At 69.4% G+C, this 15,395-nt stretch carries 16 protein-coding genes and 1 pseudogene; 8 read left to right on the forward strand and 9 right to left on the reverse strand.

Going from position 1 to position 15,395, the window contains the following annotated elements; genetic code table 11:
* Positions 1 to 190, forward strand: a pseudogene (locus tag HC028_RS22775) (methyl-accepting chemotaxis protein); the annotation flags it as partial.
* 385 nt (positions 191 to 575) lie between these two features.
* Here the strand turns inward: HC028_RS22775 and HC028_RS22780 are convergent.
* The gene (locus tag HC028_RS22780) at positions 576 to 1,202 is read right to left on the reverse strand and encodes a class F sortase (RefSeq protein WP_203981657.1); all 627 of its coding nucleotides are present in this window, start codon (positions 1,200 to 1,202) and stop codon (positions 576 to 578) included.
* Between the two features lie 131 nt (positions 1,203 to 1,333).
* On the opposite strand from HC028_RS22780, the gene HC028_RS22785 reads away from it, so the two are divergent.
* Positions 1,334 to 1,705 carry a hypothetical protein gene (locus HC028_RS22785; RefSeq protein WP_168079442.1) on the forward strand — a complete coding sequence of 124 codons (372 nt, stop codon included), beginning with the start codon at positions 1,334 to 1,336 and terminating at the stop codon, positions 1,703 to 1,705.
* A 436-nt stretch (positions 1,706 to 2,141) separates the two neighbouring features.
* Here the strand turns inward: HC028_RS22785 and HC028_RS22790 are convergent, their stop codons facing one another.
* Genes HC028_RS22790 through HC028_RS22800 form a run of 3 tightly spaced genes read right to left on the reverse strand, consistent with a single transcriptional unit; the run spans position 2,142 to position 6,042 of the window.
* A complete protein-coding gene (locus HC028_RS22790) occupies positions 2,142 to 3,704 on the reverse strand; it encodes a long-chain-fatty-acid--CoA ligase (RefSeq protein WP_168079443.1) in 1,563 nt (520 codons plus the stop codon).
* Positions 3,701 to 4,873 (reverse strand): acyl-CoA dehydrogenase family protein, encoded by a 1,173-nt coding sequence (locus tag HC028_RS22795; protein WP_168079444.1) that lies wholly within the window; start codon positions 4,871 to 4,873, stop codon positions 3,701 to 3,703. Before HC028_RS22795 ends, HC028_RS22790 begins: the two co-directional genes overlap by 4 nt.
* Before the next feature lie 20 nt (positions 4,874 to 4,893).
* Positions 4,894 to 6,042: an acyl-CoA dehydrogenase family protein gene (locus tag HC028_RS22800; protein ID WP_168079445.1), complete on the reverse strand. Its 1,149-nt coding sequence runs from the start codon at positions 6,040 to 6,042 to the stop codon at positions 4,894 to 4,896.
* Between the two features lie 92 nt (positions 6,043 to 6,134).
* On the opposite strand from HC028_RS22800, the gene HC028_RS22805 reads away from it, so the two are divergent.
* Positions 6,135 to 6,791, forward strand: coding sequence for a TetR/AcrR family transcriptional regulator (locus HC028_RS22805; RefSeq protein ID WP_168079446.1), 657 nt, complete (start codon positions 6,135 to 6,137; stop codon positions 6,789 to 6,791).
* On the opposite strand, the gene HC028_RS22810 is transcribed toward HC028_RS22805, so the two are convergent.
* Positions 6,754 to 7,569, reverse strand: coding sequence for a hypothetical protein (locus HC028_RS22810; protein WP_168079447.1), 816 nt, complete (start codon positions 7,567 to 7,569; stop codon positions 6,754 to 6,756). The two genes, HC028_RS22805 and HC028_RS22810, sit on opposite strands and share 38 nt — an antisense overlap.
* Before the next feature lie 327 nt (positions 7,570 to 7,896).
* Here HC028_RS22810 and HC028_RS22815 point away from each other — a divergent pair, with 327 nt between their 5' ends.
* Complete coding sequence (locus tag HC028_RS22815) at positions 7,897 to 10,107, forward strand: S8 family serine peptidase (protein ID WP_168079448.1); 2,211 nt, start codon at positions 7,897 to 7,899, stop codon at positions 10,105 to 10,107.
* Positions 10,108 to 10,208: 101 nt separating this feature from the next.
* Here HC028_RS22815 and HC028_RS22820 read toward each other — a convergent pair whose 3' ends face one another.
* Complete coding sequence (locus tag HC028_RS22820; protein WP_168079449.1) at positions 10,209 to 10,892, reverse strand: FAD-dependent oxidoreductase; 684 nt, start codon at positions 10,890 to 10,892, stop codon at positions 10,209 to 10,211.
* 147 nt (positions 10,893 to 11,039) lie between these two features.
* On the opposite strand from HC028_RS22820, the gene HC028_RS22825 reads away from it, so the two are divergent.
* From HC028_RS22825 to HC028_RS22835, 3 genes are all read left to right on the forward strand, one after another.
* The gene (locus HC028_RS22825; RefSeq protein WP_203981468.1) at positions 11,040 to 11,384 is read left to right on the forward strand and encodes a glycosyl hydrolase-related protein; all 345 of its coding nucleotides are present in this window, start codon (positions 11,040 to 11,042) and stop codon (positions 11,382 to 11,384) included.
* A gap of 106 nt (positions 11,385 to 11,490) precedes the next feature.
* Positions 11,491 to 12,090, forward strand: coding sequence for a DivIVA domain-containing protein (locus HC028_RS22830; protein WP_168079450.1), 600 nt, complete (start codon positions 11,491 to 11,493; stop codon positions 12,088 to 12,090).
* Positions 12,091 to 12,264: 174 nt separating this feature from the next.
* Positions 12,265 to 13,068 carry an SAM-dependent methyltransferase gene (locus HC028_RS22835; protein WP_168079451.1) on the forward strand — a complete coding sequence of 268 codons (804 nt, stop codon included), beginning with the start codon at positions 12,265 to 12,267 and terminating at the stop codon, positions 13,066 to 13,068.
* Here the strand turns inward: HC028_RS22835 and ligD are convergent.
* From ligD to HC028_RS22850, 3 genes are all read right to left on the reverse strand, one after another.
* Positions 13,065 to 14,075, reverse strand: a complete 1,011-nt coding sequence (gene ligD, locus HC028_RS22840; RefSeq protein ID WP_239075623.1) for a non-homologous end-joining DNA ligase — start codon at positions 14,073 to 14,075, stop codon at positions 13,065 to 13,067. The genes HC028_RS22835 and ligD overlap by 4 nt on opposite strands.
* 92 nt (positions 14,076 to 14,167) lie before the next feature.
* Positions 14,168 to 14,446: a DUF4190 domain-containing protein gene (locus tag HC028_RS22845; protein ID WP_168079452.1), complete on the reverse strand. Its 279-nt coding sequence runs from the start codon at positions 14,444 to 14,446 to the stop codon at positions 14,168 to 14,170.
* A gap of 35 nt (positions 14,447 to 14,481) precedes the next feature.
* The gene (locus HC028_RS22850; RefSeq protein ID WP_168079453.1) at positions 14,482 to 14,661 is read right to left on the reverse strand and encodes a hypothetical protein; all 180 of its coding nucleotides are present in this window, start codon (positions 14,659 to 14,661) and stop codon (positions 14,482 to 14,484) included.
* A gap of 83 nt (positions 14,662 to 14,744) precedes the next feature.
* Between HC028_RS22850 and HC028_RS22855 the strand changes: the two genes are divergently transcribed.
* The gene (locus tag HC028_RS22855; protein WP_168079454.1) at positions 14,745 to 15,392 is read left to right on the forward strand and encodes a TetR family transcriptional regulator; all 648 of its coding nucleotides are present in this window, start codon (positions 14,745 to 14,747) and stop codon (positions 15,390 to 15,392) included.
* The last annotated feature ends 3 nt before the right edge of the window (positions 15,393 to 15,395 follow it).

Raw genomic sequence — 15,395 nt, forward strand, 5'->3', positions numbered from 1 at the left:
AACCGGGGAGATCACCCGCAGCGTGGCCGAGGCCGCCACCGGCAGCACCGAGATCGCCACCAACATCTCCGGCGTCGCCGCGGCCGCGGCCACCACCACCGAGGGCGTCACCGAGTCACAGCGGGCGGCCGAAGAACTGGCCCGCATGAGCAACGAACTGCAGCAGGCCGTCGCGCGCTTCCGCGTCTAACCGCATCGAATATCGTCGACTCCCGCGCCATAACTGGCGCGGGGGTCGACGTTTTTCCGACGGGTCGCCCTGATTGTGTCTCCGCATGTCGAAAAGATCAGAAAAATGCGCGGCGCCCCTTGCCACCAAACCGGCGACAGGGGCGCCCGTACTGGCGCATCGCGCGTAGTACGCGAAATCGAAAACCACGGCAACGCGCCGAATATCCCCGGCGACTGTGCCGGCATTGTCGAAACCGCGCCGTCGGATCAATTCATTTTCCCTCGCACTCGTTTCACGACCGAGGCACGTGCGACTCACCCGCTATTTCGGAATTCACGCGGCATTCACCATGAGCGTGCCCACCGGCCCCGCCGGCACAACAAGCGCCGGATCGGCGTCGGAGTCATTCCGACGTGGTGAAATCGGCGAAGACAATCAGGTTGTCGCGATAGTTTCCCGAAAACCAGTCAAAACTTCCGCCGCAGGTGATGAGGCGAAGCCCCGGGCTTGCCGTAGGGCCGTAGACCTTCTCCGTGGGGAAGTGGTCCTTGGACACCTGTTCGGTGTGGTGCACCACGAACTGGGCGGTCGTGCCGTCCTGTCGGGTGACGAGGACCAGGTCTCCGGGGCGGATTTCGTGGAGCCGGAAGAAGATTCCGGGTTCGTTGTGCCCGTCCACATGGCCCAGGATCACGCTCGGCCCCATCTCCCCGGGGCTGGGGCCGAGCGCGTACCAGCCGGCCTGCATCGGGTTCGACAGCGGCGGCACCTGAACGGTCCGATCGGGGTTGAGTTGGAGCGGCAGCAACGAGGACGCCGCGTCGATCGCGGGAATCCAGACTTGCACCGGGACCGAGCGCGGCAACGCCGCCGGCTGCAGTGCTTCCCGCCGCGGACCGCGTAGCACGACCCGGGTGGGCTGTCCCGCCGACACATGGGGAGCGGTCGGCGGGACAGTCACTGTTGGCCGGGATGCAGCAGGCGTAGTCACCGTCAACACGGTCAACGCAGCGAGGGCGATGCACCGCATGGCGGCCACGTCGGCACCACGAGCCGGTCGCGGCGGACGATCAGTCATCCGCCATCCGACGGCGCCGGGTAAGGGCGACGCCGGCCGGGACAAGGACAGCCATAGCAGCCAACGGCACGAGGAGCTCGGCGGTGGATCCAGCCGTACCGCCACCGCCGGTCTTTGCCGCACCAGTCGGCATGACAGTCGGTTTCTCGGTCGGCGTCTTCGTCTCGGTCGGCATTTCGGTGGGCTTCTCGGTCGGCTTCTCGGTCGGCTTCTCGGTCGGCTTCTCGGTCGGCTTCTCGGTCGGCTTCGGCGTCTTCGTCTCCGTCGGCTTCTCCGTCGGCGTCTTCGTCTCCGTCGGCTTCTCCGTCGGCGTCGGCTTCTCCGTCGGCTTCTCCGTCGACGTCTTCGTCTCCGTCGGCTTCATCTCCGCGTCGCACAGGGCGGGCTTCTGCGGCTGGTGGTCGCAGGTCTGCACGGTGTTGGTCGGAGCCTGGGCCGCGGCGACCCCGCTGTAAACGCCCACACCCAATGCGGCCATGGATGCCACTGCCACCAGACGAGGCCATGTTGCGTTACGCCGGCGAAGAGGTTCTCTCGTTCCCTCCGGGGACCCATCCTCGATCATCTTGTGCACCAATACCTCCAGGTAGATCGCGAAATCGGACTGCCGAACTCGGCCCGCTGGCGCGCAGCCGTTCGAACCCCGTTGCCGCCGGTGACACCGGTGGCATGGGGCCAGGCAGGCGGGTGGGCAACGCCGATATCAGGCCGGCGGTGCGAGCGGACTATCCGCGGAGGATGGCTTTAAACAAGGCCAGACGAAGAAAGGGTCGCTTGTGGACGGTAGGACAACCCGGTGAACCTGCTTGCGCATACGATCGCGGCCGGGTCGCGGTCGCCGTGCGGCGACCGCGACCCGGCCGGGGTCAGGGGGTGGTTAGGACGACATAATCAGGACACGGTCGATTCGGTCTCCGCCACGATCGTGCGGCGCAGTTCGCGCTTGAGCACCTTGTGGCTCGGCCCGAGCGGAAGCTGGTCGAGGAAGCGGACCTGCCGCGGGTACTTGTGGCGGCCGAGCCGTTCCCGACTCCAGTCGATGAGTTCGTCCGCGCTCGGCGCCGGCTCGTTGCCGTCGAGGACCACCACCGCACAGATCTCCTCGCCGTGCACCTCGTCCGGAACGCCGATGACGGCTACCTGTACGACGGCCGGGTGGCGGGCGATGACCTCCTCCACCTCGCGCGGGTACACGTTGAAGCCGCCGCGGATGACGAGGTCCTTCTTGCGGTCGACGATCGAGATGAATCCGTCGTCGTCCTTGGTGCCGAGGTCACCCGTACGGAACCAGCCGTCGACGAGCGCCTGCTCGGTCGCCTCCGGCCGTCCGAGATAGCCAGCGAAGACGTTGTGTCCCCGGATCACGATCTCGCCCAGCTCACCGGCCGGCACCAGCTCGATGCGATCGTCGACGTCGGCCCGCGCGACCTCCACCTCGACACCCCAGATGGGGTGGCCCACCGTGCCGGGCCGGGTGCCGAAGCGCGGCTGGTTGACCGTCGCGGTCGGCGACGTCTCCGACAGCCCGTACCCCTCGAAGATGGTCGTGGAGAATGCGGCGTTGAAGCGTTCGAGCACGACCACGGGCAGCGACGCCCCACCGGAGACGCACAGGCGCAGCCGCGGTAGCCGCTCATGCCGGGCGGCTGCCTCCACGAGTGCCACGTACATCGTCGGCACGCCGTGGAAGATGGTGACGCCCTCACGCAGCATCAGCTCGATCGCCGCATCGCCGGTGAAGCGCGGCAGCAGTACCAGCGTGCCGCCGATCCGGAAGGTCGAGTTCATGCTGACCGTCTGCCCGAACGTGTGGAACAGCGGCAGGCAGCCCAGGGCCACGTCGTCGGCGCGTACATCGTGGCAGTCGAATGCGTTGACGGTCGCGTTGAGGACGAGGTTGAGGTGGGTGAGCAGGGCGCCCTTGGGTTCACCGGTCGTGCCGCTGGTGTAGAAGACGACAGCGGTGTCCTCGGCCTCGCGCGACACGTACGACCGGAGTGCCTCCACGCGCGAGCTGACGTCCTCCAGCCGGCGCACCTGTCCCGCCATCTCCGGCGACAGCGGCCCCACCGCCACCAGCGGGATTCCGGCCTTCGCTGCCGCCTGGGCGCCCATGGCGAGCTGGCTGGCGTGGCAGACCAGCAGGTTCGCGCGGCTGTCGCGGAGCACGTACGCCATCTCGTCGGCGGTGAGCAGGAGGTGGACCGGTACCACCGCCGCGCCGGCGGCGAGCGCGCCGTAGTAGGCGCGCGGGAAGTCGACGACGTTGGGAGCCAGCAGCGCGACGGTGTCGCCGGCGCCGATGCCCAATTCGCGCAGCCCCGCCGCGTACGACCGGGCCTGCGCCCACAACTGCGCGTACGTGACCCGCACGTCGCCGTCAACGACCGCGACCTTGTCGGCGTGGCGTCGGGCCGACTCGGCGAGGATGGTGGCCAGCGAAAGTGTCGTCACGCCAGGTGCCCTCCGATCATCGTGTACCCGCGCAGCAGGTCCCGGGAAATGATCAATCGTTGCATCTCGTCGGTGCCCTCGAAGATGCGGAACAGCCGGACCTGGCGGTACCACCGCTCGATCGGCAGCTCACGGGTGTAGCCCATGCCGCCGTGGATCTGCATGACCCGGTCGACGACCCGGTTGACCATACCGGCGCCGTACAGCTTCGCCATCGACGACGAGTGCCGCGGGTCCATTCCCTGGTCGACCGTCCACGCCGCCCTCAGCACCAGCCAGCGGGCGGCCTCCAACTCGACCTCGGAGTCGGCGATCATCCACTGGATGGCCTGGTTGGTACCGATCGGCTTGCCGAACGTCTCCCGCGTGCGGGCCTGGTCGAGCGCCATCGACAGCGCCCGCTCGGCGATGCCGATCGCGTGCGACGGGATCGTGTAGCGCCCCTTGCCGATCCACTGCATGCCCAGTTCGAAGCCCTGGCCGATCTCGCCGAGAATGTTGCGGCTCGGTACCCGGACGTTGTCGAACACCAGCGACGCCGGGCCACCCTCCCCCATCGTCTGGATGAACTCCGAGCGCCACCCCATGGCCCGGTCCACGAGGAACGCGGTCGTACCGCCGCCGCGTACGCCCTTCTCCCTGTCGGTCACCGCGACGACGATGGTGAAGTCGGCGTCGTTGCCGTTGGTGATGAAGGTCTTCTCGCCGTTGAGGACCCAGTCGTCGCCGTCCTTGCGTGCGGACAGCTTGATGTTGGCGGCGTCCGAGCCGGCGCCCGGCTCGGTGATGGCGAAGCAGGAGATCCGCTCACCCTCGATGGTCGGGATGAGGTACTCCTTCTTCTGCTCGTCGTTGGCGTAGAAGAGGATGTTGTCGGCCTCGCCGCCGAACCGGAACGGCACGAACGTGTGCCCGATCTCGGTCCAGATCAGCGACTGCATCACGGCCGACAGGTTCATGCCGCCGTACTCCTCGGGGGTGGACAGCCCCCAGAAGCCGAACTTCTTCGCCTTGAGCTGCAGCTCGCGCAGCTCGCTGAGGTCCAGGCCGGGCTGGTGGTTGCGCTCGCGGCGTAGCACCTCCTGCTCCAGCGGCATGACCTCCTTGCGGATGAAGTCGCGGACGGTGTCGCGGATCGCCTTCTCTTCGTCGCTGAGGGAGAAGTCCATGGTGTCCTCCGAGGAGTTCTTCAGAATGCGTTGATACCGGTCAACGCCCGTCCGATGAGCAACTGCTGGATCTGGCTGGTGCCTTCGTACAGAGTGGTGACGCGGGCGTCGCGCAGGTACTTGCCGACCGGGTACTCGTCCACGTAGCCGTAGCCGCCGAAGACCTGCAGGGCGTTGTTGGCCGCGCGTACCGCCGCCTCGCTGGCGAACAGCTTCGCCATGGACGACTCGGTCGCGAACGGCTGGCCGCGGTCGATGAGGTCGGCGACCCGCCACACGAGCAGCCGGGCCGCCGCAGTGTCGACGGCGATGTTCGAGATCAGCTGCTGGACCAGCTGGTACGAGGCGATCGGCTTGCCGAACTGCTGGCGCTGGCCGGCGTAGGCGACGGCGGCGTCGAGGCTGCCCTGGGCGATGCCGACGCAGCCGGCCGCGACCGACATCCGCCCCTTGGCCAGGGCCGCCATCGCGATGCTGAAGCCCTTGCCCTCAGCGGCGAGCCGCGCGGAGTCGGGCACCCGGACGCCGTCGAAGACCAGCTCTGCGGTTGCCTGCCCGCGCAGGCCGAGCTTGCCGTGGATCTCCCGCCGGGTCAGGCCCGGCGTATCGGTCGGCACGAGAAACGCGGTGATGCCGCGGTGGCCGTCGCCGCCCGTACGCACGAACACCAGCGCCACGTCGGCCCAGGTGCCGTTGGTGATGAAGATCTTGGTACCGGAGATGACCCAGTCGTCGCCGTCGCGCACCGCGCGGGTACGCAGGGACGCGGCGTCCGAGCCGGTGTCCGGTTCGGTGAGCGCGAAGCAGCCGAGCGCCTCGCCCGCGCACAGCCGGGGCAGCCACTCCCGCTTCTGCGCTTGCGTGCCGTACGCCGCGATCGACTTGGTGACCAGGCCGAGCGAGACCGAGACGATCCCCCGGACCGACGAGTCGCCGCGGCCGAGCTCTTCGAGGACCAGGCAGTACGCCAGATGGTCGCCGGCCGACCCGCCGTGCTCCTCGGGGATGGTCAGGCCGAGGAAGCCCAGGTCGCCGAGCGTCTTCACGAGCCCTGAGTCGACCGACTCGCGGCGGTCCCACTCGGCGGCGTGCGGCAGCACCTCCCGGTCGACGAAGTCGGCGGCGAGCTGCCGCACGGCCGTCTGCTCCGGCGAGAGCGTCAGGTCCATGTGTTCTCCTGCTCCAGTGGCACAGCCGAGTGGCACAGCCCCCATAAACTAGCGGTGCAAGTTTTTCGAAGTCCAGCCCCCCGGAGGCCGCTATGGCTCGACCGCGCCAGGCGCTGCTGAGCCGGCAGCGCATCATCGAGGCGGCGACCGCGCTCATCGACGCCGAGGGCCTCGCCGCGCTCTCCATCCGGCGCCTCGCCACCGAGCTGGGCGTACAGGGGCCGTCGCTGTACAACCACGTCGCCACCAAGGAGGAGATCCTCGACGCGGTCGCCGACGCGATCACCGGACAGGTGGACAGCTCCGTCTTCGGCCGGCACGACTGGCGAGTGGCGCTTCGGATGTGGGCACACGCGTACCGCGACGCCCTCGCCGCGCACCCGAACATCGTGCCCTACCTCGCGCAGGGCCCCGGCCGGCGGCCGGCTGCGCTCGCCATGGCGGACGCGGTCTACGGCGCGCTCGTCGACGCGGGATGGCCGCCGGCCCGCGCCACCCATATCGGCGCGGTGATGCGGTACTTCGTCGCCGGTTCGGCGCTGGGCTCGTTCGCCCGCGGCTTCGTCGAGGATCCCCAGCTCTACGCGGCCCGGTACCCGCACCTGACGAGCGCGCACCGGCTCGCGGGGCACCAGAAGAGCGTGGACGAAGGCGCGTTCACGCTCGGGCTCGACGCGCTCATCGACGGACTGACAGCGGTGTACGAGCAGGTCATAGGCCCGCTGCCGGCCCTGCCAGGAGAGCCGTAGCCGTAGCCGTAGCCGACGCCGACGCCGACGCCGACCGTGCCACAGCCGGGCGCGCCGGCCGCTGGCGCGGTATGCGGACCGCCCGCCCGCTACCCACCACGGCCGCCCGCTCCGCCGCAGCAGCCGCCTCAGCGTCCAGGCTGCGCTTCGCCGCCGCCGCCATGTCGGCGGCGTTGCGGGCCGCCCGCTCCATCTCAGACCCGGTCCGGTAGGCCGCGAGAAGCTTCTCACGGACGGCCCGCCGCAGCCTCGCCTCCTGCTCGTAGCGGTTGCGCTGAGCGCCCCAGCTGTCACGCTGCCCCACCAGGTCGCGCAACTGCTCGACCGACAGTTCCCCACGCCGGTACGCCCCGGTGGCGGCGTCGCACACCCGCCGCCAGTTGGCGGCGTGCTCCTCGGCAGTCTGTACGGGCAGCGAGTACATCGCCGCCTGCGCCGCGACCCGCGCGGCCTCGTCCGCGGCTTCATACGCCTGCCACGCCGCCGCGCACTCGCGCTCGGCCCGCTTCCACTCGTCGTGCCGGCGCTCGGCGGTGATCGTCGCCCTCCTCGCTGCCACTGCGACCTCGTCGGCGTAGCGGCGGACATCGGCGACCTCGGTGGCTCGGCGGGTGCGGCGCAGCCGTGCCGCGGCCATGCGCGCCGCCGTGGCGCACAGCCGGCGGCGCGCTTCCGGCATCAACATGACCGCCACGGCGAGTACGGCGAACGCGATGAGCGCGGCCTGGATCAACGCTGCCTGCTGAATGATGAGCATGGGTTCCCGCGCGACGGACATGGATCTCAATTACCGCTGACGCCGACGGCCCAAACACGATCCAGGCTCGGGCCGCCCTGCAACCTTGTTGCACCCGTTTCGACACGGCCGGCGCTCCCCGCGGCCTCAAGTATTGGCGTCACCCGATCAGGTACGGCCCACCGCCGACCAGATCACATCGCCGGAGCCGCATCACATACCAGGCTCCGGTTCGTTGTCTGCCTCGGCGGAGCCGTGCGTGCAAGTGAGGTAGTTGAATTGGGCCGGATTGACGTGAAGCGATCATCGGGCAGGATCGTCAGGCTGGGCGCCATCACAGTGGGCGCGATAGTGCTGACAGCCGGCCTCATGGGCCCGGGTGTGGCGTCGGCCTCGCCAGCGGAGGGGCCTATCGTCGGCGCCAACGCCGTCGGCGCGGTCAAGGACAACTACATCGTGGTGTTCAAGCCGGGTGCGCCCGAGGCAAGCGCCGTCGACGCCTCGGCCAACAATCTGAGCCGCTCCTACGGCGGCACACTGCGCCACGCGTACAAGAGTTCGATCAAGGGCTTCTCGATTCGGCTGACCGAAACGGCCGCCAAGCGGTTGGCCGCCAACCCCGCGGTCGCGTACGTCGAGCAGGACCGAAAGGTCAAGCTCACCGGCTCCCAGACCAGTCCGCCGTGGGGGCTCGACCGCATCGATCAGCCCAATCTGCCGCTCAATGGCGCCTACACGTACCCGAACGCCGCGGCCACCGTCCACGCGTACGTCCTGGACACCGGCATCAACGTCACCCACACCGACTTCGGCGGCCGGGCGACGTTCGGCTACAACGCGGTTGACACCAACAACACGGACTGCCACGGCCACGGCACGCACGTCTCCGGCACCGTGGGCGGCACCACCTCCGGGGTCGCCAAGGCCGTCCTGCTCGTCGGCGTCAAGGTGCTCGACTGCGCCGGCGAGGGCACCGTTGCGCAGATCGTCGCGGGTGTCGACTGGGTCACCAGCAACGCCGTCAAGCCCGCCGTGGCGAACATGAGCATCGGCGGCCCGGCCTCCAGCACGATCGACACCGCCGTCAGGAACTCCATCACCTCGGGCATCACGTACGCCGTCGCCGCCGGCAACGACAACCTCGACGCCTGCACCCAGTCGCCGGCTCGCGTAGCCGAGGCGATCACCGTCGGCGCCACCGACAAAACCGACACCCGCGCCGGGTTCTCCAACTACGGGTCCTGCCTGAACATCTTCGCCCCGGGCGTGAGCATCCGCTCCGCCTCCAACGCGGACAACGTGAGCTACGTGTCGATGAGCGGCACCTCGATGGCAAGCCCGCACGTGGCGGGCGCCGCTGCCGTGTACCTGGAGGCGCACCCGACCGCCAGCCCGGCGGAGGTGCGCAACTCCCTCCTCACGTACTCGCCCAACGCAGTGCTCAACGCCGGCGCCGGCTCGCCGACCAAGCTGCTCAACAGCACCGTCCAGGTCGGATCGGTGCCGAACAGCAGCACGCCCGGAGTGGGCGCCGCCCAGCTGTCGGGCGTGGAGTCGTCAAAGCTCAAGGCCGACTTCAACGGCGACGGCACCGACGACGTCGCCATGTTCTACGACTACGGTAACGGCAACGTTTCGCTGTGGACGATGACCGCGCGCAACGGCGCCCTGGACCCGCCGGTCCTGCGCTGGCAGGACCGGAACTGGGGCCGCGGCACGAAGTTCGTGACCGCCGGGGACTTCAACGGCGACGGCAAGGCCGACATCGCCCTGTTCTACCACTACGGCGGCAACTCGGTCGCCCTGTTCACCCTCACCGCCACCGGCAACGGCGACGGTGGCCTCTCCGCCCCGGTGCTCCGCTGGAACTCCGCCTACTGGGGACCCGGCACCAAGTTCCTGTCGGCCGGGGACTTCAACGGCGACGGCAAGACCGACATCGCCCTGTTCTACCACTACGGCGGCAACTCCGTCGCCCTGTTCACCCTCACCGCCACCACCAACGGCGACTTCGGCCCAGTGCAGGCCCGCTGGAGCTCCGCCTACTGGGGACCCGGCACCCAATTCCTGTCGGCCGGGGACTTCAACGGCGACGGCAAGACCGACATCGCCCTGTTCTACCACTACGGCGGCAACTCCGTCGCCCTGTTCACCCTCACCGCCACCACCAACGGCGACTTCGGCCCGCTGCAGTCCCGCTGGAGCTCCGCCTACTGGGGACCCGGCACCAAGTTCCTGTCGGCCGGGGACTTCAACGGCGACGGCAAGACCGACGTCGGGTTGTTCTACCACTACGGCGGCAGCTCCGTCGCCCTGTTCACCCTCACCGCCACCACCAACGGCGACTTCGGCCCAATGCAGGCCCGCTGGAGCTCCGCCTACTGGGGACCCGGCACCCAATTCCTGCCGACCGGCGACTTCAACGGCGACGCCAAGACCGACATCGCCCTGTTCTACTACTACGGCGGCAACTCCGTCGCCCTGTTCACCCTCACCGCCACCACCAACGGCGACTTCGGCCCAATGCAGGCCCGCTGGAACTCCGCCTACTGGGGAACGGGCACCAGCGCGCTGCTGTGACCACCGTGCGGTGGCGGCCTGCTGGGCCGCCACCGCATCGGGGCTCTCGCGGAACCCATCGACCGGCTTCCGGTACGTGTGGCGGTCGCCGCCATGGGTCGTTAACCCAAGCCGGGGACCAGGCGCAGCGCGCCCGCTCGCCGGGCGGCCAGCCGTAGGGTACCGACGGTCGAGCGGACCACCTGCTCCTTTACTCCCGCCGCCGAACGTCCGGTGAGGAGCGCGGCCGCGGCGTGCGCACCGGTGGGAAGAGCGGTCGCACACGCCATGCGCAGCAGGCCCGGCACAGGCGCGGTGGCAGCAGCGGCATCTCCGGCGGCGTACACCTCTGGATGGGAAACCGAGCGCAGCGCCTCGTCGACGCGTATCCGGCCGGCTGCGTCCACCGCGAGCCCGGCGCGTTCGGCCAGGTCGGTGACTGCGGTCATGGACGCGGCCCACACCACCACATCGGCGTCAACCTCATCGGCAGACCTGACGTGGCGGCCTTCCGCCACGCGGACGCCCATCGTGGCGAGCGTGGCGCGGACGTGCGTACGACCCCGTTCGGACAGTCCCGCCCCCAGGACGGTGCCGCTCAGCAGCCGTACCTGCCAGTCCGGGTAGGTCTCGGCGAGTTCGGCGGCCAGTTCGATACCGGTCAGCCCGCCGCCGACGACTGCCAGGGAGCCGGGTCCGTCGAACAGCCGCTTGCGCAGCTCGGTGGCGGCCTCGACAGGGTACGCGCGGTCACCGGCGCCCAGGACCCCGCCGCGGGTGTCGGTACGGCTGCCCAGGGCGTACACGAGCCGGTCGTGGCACCACCACGACCGCGCGGCTGACGCTGCTGCGCGCGCCGCGCAGCCCCGACCCGCGTACCGACCAGGGCCCGCACCGGTTCACGTACGCGCTGGTCGTCGGCGCCGGCATCGGTGCCGCCGTGGACGCCGGCTATGCTCTCAACCTTCCGCTTCGCGTGGTTCCCGGCGCTGCTGACCGTCGACCACCCGGCGGTACGGGTGGAGGCGGTCAAACTCGCCGACGACCGCTCCGGCGACGGGGTGGTCCGGCTGTACGAGTCGCACGGCGGGCGGGCGACGGCGACCGTCCGCGCCGGGTTCCCGATCGGCGGTTTGTCCGAAATAGACCTGCTCGAACGCGGGCTGAGCAAAGGGCAGCGCCGCGCCGGGCCGGACGTCGAACCCGACGGTGCCGTGCGGCTGTCGTTGCGCCCGTTCCAGGTGGCCACTCTCCGGTTGCGGGCCGCCAGCCTTAAATCAACCTCCGACCAGGCCTAAGGGCAGCTTAAACGATCTTTCCGCACCGTCCGGCATCGATAGGGTTGGCAACGATCACCCGGGGGCTCGTTGCCGCCTCCGGCATGGCCGCTTGCGGGAGGCGCCGGTGAGTACCCCTGTCGACCCTGGCCTCGTGCGGCAGCGCGCCGACGCGCTGACCGCCAAGGAGGCACGGGCCGTCACCTTTCGGCAGTCCCAACTGGGGTGGCGTGGGTACTCCGAAGACGAGGTCAACGAGTTCGTCCAGCGCGCCGCCACCGCGCTGGAGATAGCCGAGCGCGACCAGGCCGCCCTCCGCGTCGAGATCGAACGGCTGCGCAGCTTCTACCGCGATCACGGCACCGACGTCGATCGTACCGCCGGACAGCCCCGGCCTCGCCGGCTGCACAGCCCGTTGATTCGCGAGGTGGACCGCTACGCCGACACGATCGTGACCCTCGCCGGCGCGTGCGCGGACAGTGTGGTGGAAGACGACCCCCGGACGAGCGAGCAGCACCTGTACCACGCTCGCGTCCGCGCCCGCCTGTTCGTCGAAGAACTGATCTCGGCACTCCTGACCAATCCCCGCTACCGGTCCCACGCCGAAGCCGAACTACTGCAACTGGCGCGCTGGCTGCACGGGTTCGGCGAAGCGCTCCTGGCACAGGTCGACGCCATGGTGCTGGCGGCTGATGGCAGGTCCCGACCGCCGGCTTCGTGGCGGTGAACCTCCACCGATCACCCTTCTTTTGCAGCCCGCTGTCGTTTTCGTATCGGGGCTTGGCAGGCGGCGCGAGCTGGGGAACAGTCATGCCTGTCGCTGCTTAGTCCACATCACCGCCAAGTCCGCGTCACTGCTGAATTCGCCGCACGATTCGCCATCTGACGTGAGGAGCCTGAGTTGGAACTGCCGAACTGGGTGCCCGACGGCGTGGACGTGACCGTCCCCAATGTCGCCCGGGCCTACGACTACTTCCTGGGCGGGTACCACAACTTCGCGGTCGACCGGGAGTTCGTCGCGAGAGTCGAGGCGGTCATGCCCGGCTTCGGCCGGGCCGCGCACGCCAACCGGGCGTTTCTGGGCCGGTGCGTCCGCTGGCTGGTCGACGCAGGGGTACGACAGTTCCTCGATATCGGCTCGGGCATCCCGACCCTCGGCAACGTGCACGAGATCGCTCAGTCGTCCGCGCCGGACGCCCGGGTGGTCTACGTCGACATCGATCCGGTGGCGGTCGCGCACGGTCAAGCGATCCTGTCCAACAACCCACGCGCCCTGTCGATCGAGGCCGACCTCCGCCGCCCCGCCGAGATCCTCTACCACCCCCAGGTACTCGACCTGCTGGACTTCTCCCAACCGGTGGCGGTGCTCCTGATGGCCGTGCTGCATTTCGTACCCGACGACGACGACCCGGCCGGCATCGTCGCCCAACTCCGCGACAGCCTGGTCTCCGGCAGCTACATCGCGATCTCCCACGTCACCGAGTCCACCCACAAACAGGAGATCGAGGAGATCCGGCGGCTCTACGACCACACCCCGACACCCGGTCAGCCGCGCACGCCCAAGCAGGTGGAGGCGCTGCTCGACGGCCTGGAGATCGCCGAACCCGGCGTCGTGGAGGTCGAGCACTGGCACCCGTACCCGGGCGAGACGGACGACTCCCCCGGCGCGGCGTTGATACTGGGAGCGGTGGGCCGCAAGCCCTAGCTCTCCCGTACGACCTCGTCCGGCGACTTGTCGTGTCGCAGGCCGCGCCAGCTCGGCTGGCGCAGCCTGCCGTCACGGGTCCACTCCCCGAACTCCACCTCTCCCACGAGCGTCGGCGCGACCCAGTGCGCGTCCTTCGCGTCGCGGGTGGGCAACGGATGGGCGAACGGCGGGGTCTCGCGCTCGAGCGGGCGCAGCATCCGGTACAGCTCGTCCAGCTCCTCGTGGGTAAAGCCGGTGCCCACCTGCCCGACGTACTCCAGCCCTTCGGGTGTGGGGATACCCAGCAGCAGCGCACCGATCGTGCCTTCCCGGCGGCCCTTACCCGGCGTCCAGCCGCCGATGACGACCTCCTGGGTCCGGGTGTGCTTGACCTTGATCCAGGCGCTGGAGCGTCTCCCCGGCTCGTAGCGGGAGTCGAGCCGCTTCGCGACGATCCCTTCGAGATGCTGCTTCTGGGATTCCGCGAGGGCCTGTGCGCCCCCTCCCCTGGTGTACGGCGGGGTGTCCCAGTGCGGGCCGGCCAGTCGCAGGGATTCCAGCAGCTCGCGGCGTTGCGTGTACGGCAGGCCGATGGTGTCGTGCCCCTCGAGGTGCAGCAGATCGAACACCTTGTAAGTCACCGGGGTCCGCTTGCGCCGCTGCTCGATCTGCGCCGGATCCCGGACATGGATCCGCGGTTGCAACGCCATGAAGGAGACCCGCCCCGCCGGGTCACACGCGACGATCTCCCCGTCGAGTACGGCCGGGACGTCGCCGAGCGCCTGGCCGAGCGCCTGTAGCTCCGGGTAGGCGACCGTGACGTCCCGATCGTTGCGGGAAACCACGCGTACCCGGCCGCCGGCGATGTAGATGATCGCCCGTAGGCCGTCCCATTTCATCTCGTAGCCGTACTCGTCGTCCTCGCCGGGTGGCGGCAACTCCCCCAGCGTGGCCAGCATCGGCCGGATCAACTCCGGCATCGGCTCCCGCGTCGAGGTCGGCTCGCGGCCGTGTTCGGCAACCATGATTGCTGTCTACCCGTACCGGCGGCGCCTCAACGCGCACCTACCGACGCGCACCTACCGACCAGGGCGCGGCCTGGTCGGTAGGTAGGCGCTCAGCCGGAGACGTTCCACACGAACATCCCGCCCCGGATCTTGCTGGCCACCAGGACGGCGAAGACCACCAGATCGGCGATGCCCAGACCGATTCCGGCGAGCGCGGCGACGCGGCCTGGCCGCCCCGGTCGCGCCCGGCGCGCCGCCGCCACCCCGAGCACGATCGCTATCGGTCCGAACACGACATTGAACAGAAACAGCCCTACCGCGCCCGAGAGCAGGGCCGCGGCCGCGCGGTCGTCGAGCCGCGCGGCCGCGCGGGGTTTGACGGCGTTCACGTTGTGCTCCCTTCGCTACAAGCGGGTCCTTGATGTCAGTCGTCAGCGGCGTCGGCGGACCGCGCGGCGCTCCGGGCGCGCACGCGCCACATGACGGCGAGGATCACGCCACCGACGGCGAGCGCCGCCACGATCAGCGGCAGCGGATAACCACTCAGCGCAGCCGTACCGACGATCAGAAGGGCGAGGAGGAGCGCACCCGAGAGGGCGACCACGACTACCCCTTTCGGCGTACAAACGTTTACCGGACCCAGCCTGGCCTACTCGGCTCCGCGCGAACAGGTGTTTACTGAGTGACATGACCCATACCCTCGGCCCGCGGGCGGCGCAAAAGCTCCAAACACGACAGTCCTTGTTGGAGGCGGCGCTGCGGCTCACCGAGGAACACAGCCTGGGGAGCGTGAGCCTGCGCGAGGTCAGCCGGGCGGCAGGCATCGTGCCGGCCGGCTTCTACCGGCATTTCCCGGACGTGGAGAGCCTCGGAGTGGCGCTGGTCGAACAGTCGCTGGGCGGCTTGCGCACCGCGCTGCGCGCCGTACGGTCGGATCGGACCGACAGCGAGGAGATCGCCCGCCGCTCGGTCCAGGTGCTGGCCCGTGAGGTCCGCGCGCGGCGCGCGCACTTCCGCTTCATCGCCCGGGAGCGCTACGGCGGGATGAGTCGGGTACGGGAGGCGATCCGCGATCAGCTACGCCTGCTCGGCGACGAACTCGCCACCGACCTGCTCAGCGACGGCGCCACCGCCGCGACGGTCCTGAGACGCTGGGACGATGCGGACGTACGCGTACTCACCAGCATGATCGTCGATCACATGATCTCGACCGCCGCCGCGATCGTGGACGTTCCCGCTGGCCGGCCCGCAGTGGAGCGCCGAATCATCAACGCCGCCAGCAAGCAACTGCGGCTCATCATCGTCGGCGCGAGGCACTGGCTCGATCCGACCTGAACC

Origin of the sequence: Planosporangium flavigriseum (assembly GCF_011947225.1) — a bacterium.
Classification (GTDB): Bacteria; Actinomycetota; Actinomycetes; order Mycobacteriales; family Micromonosporaceae; genus Planosporangium; species Planosporangium flavigriseum.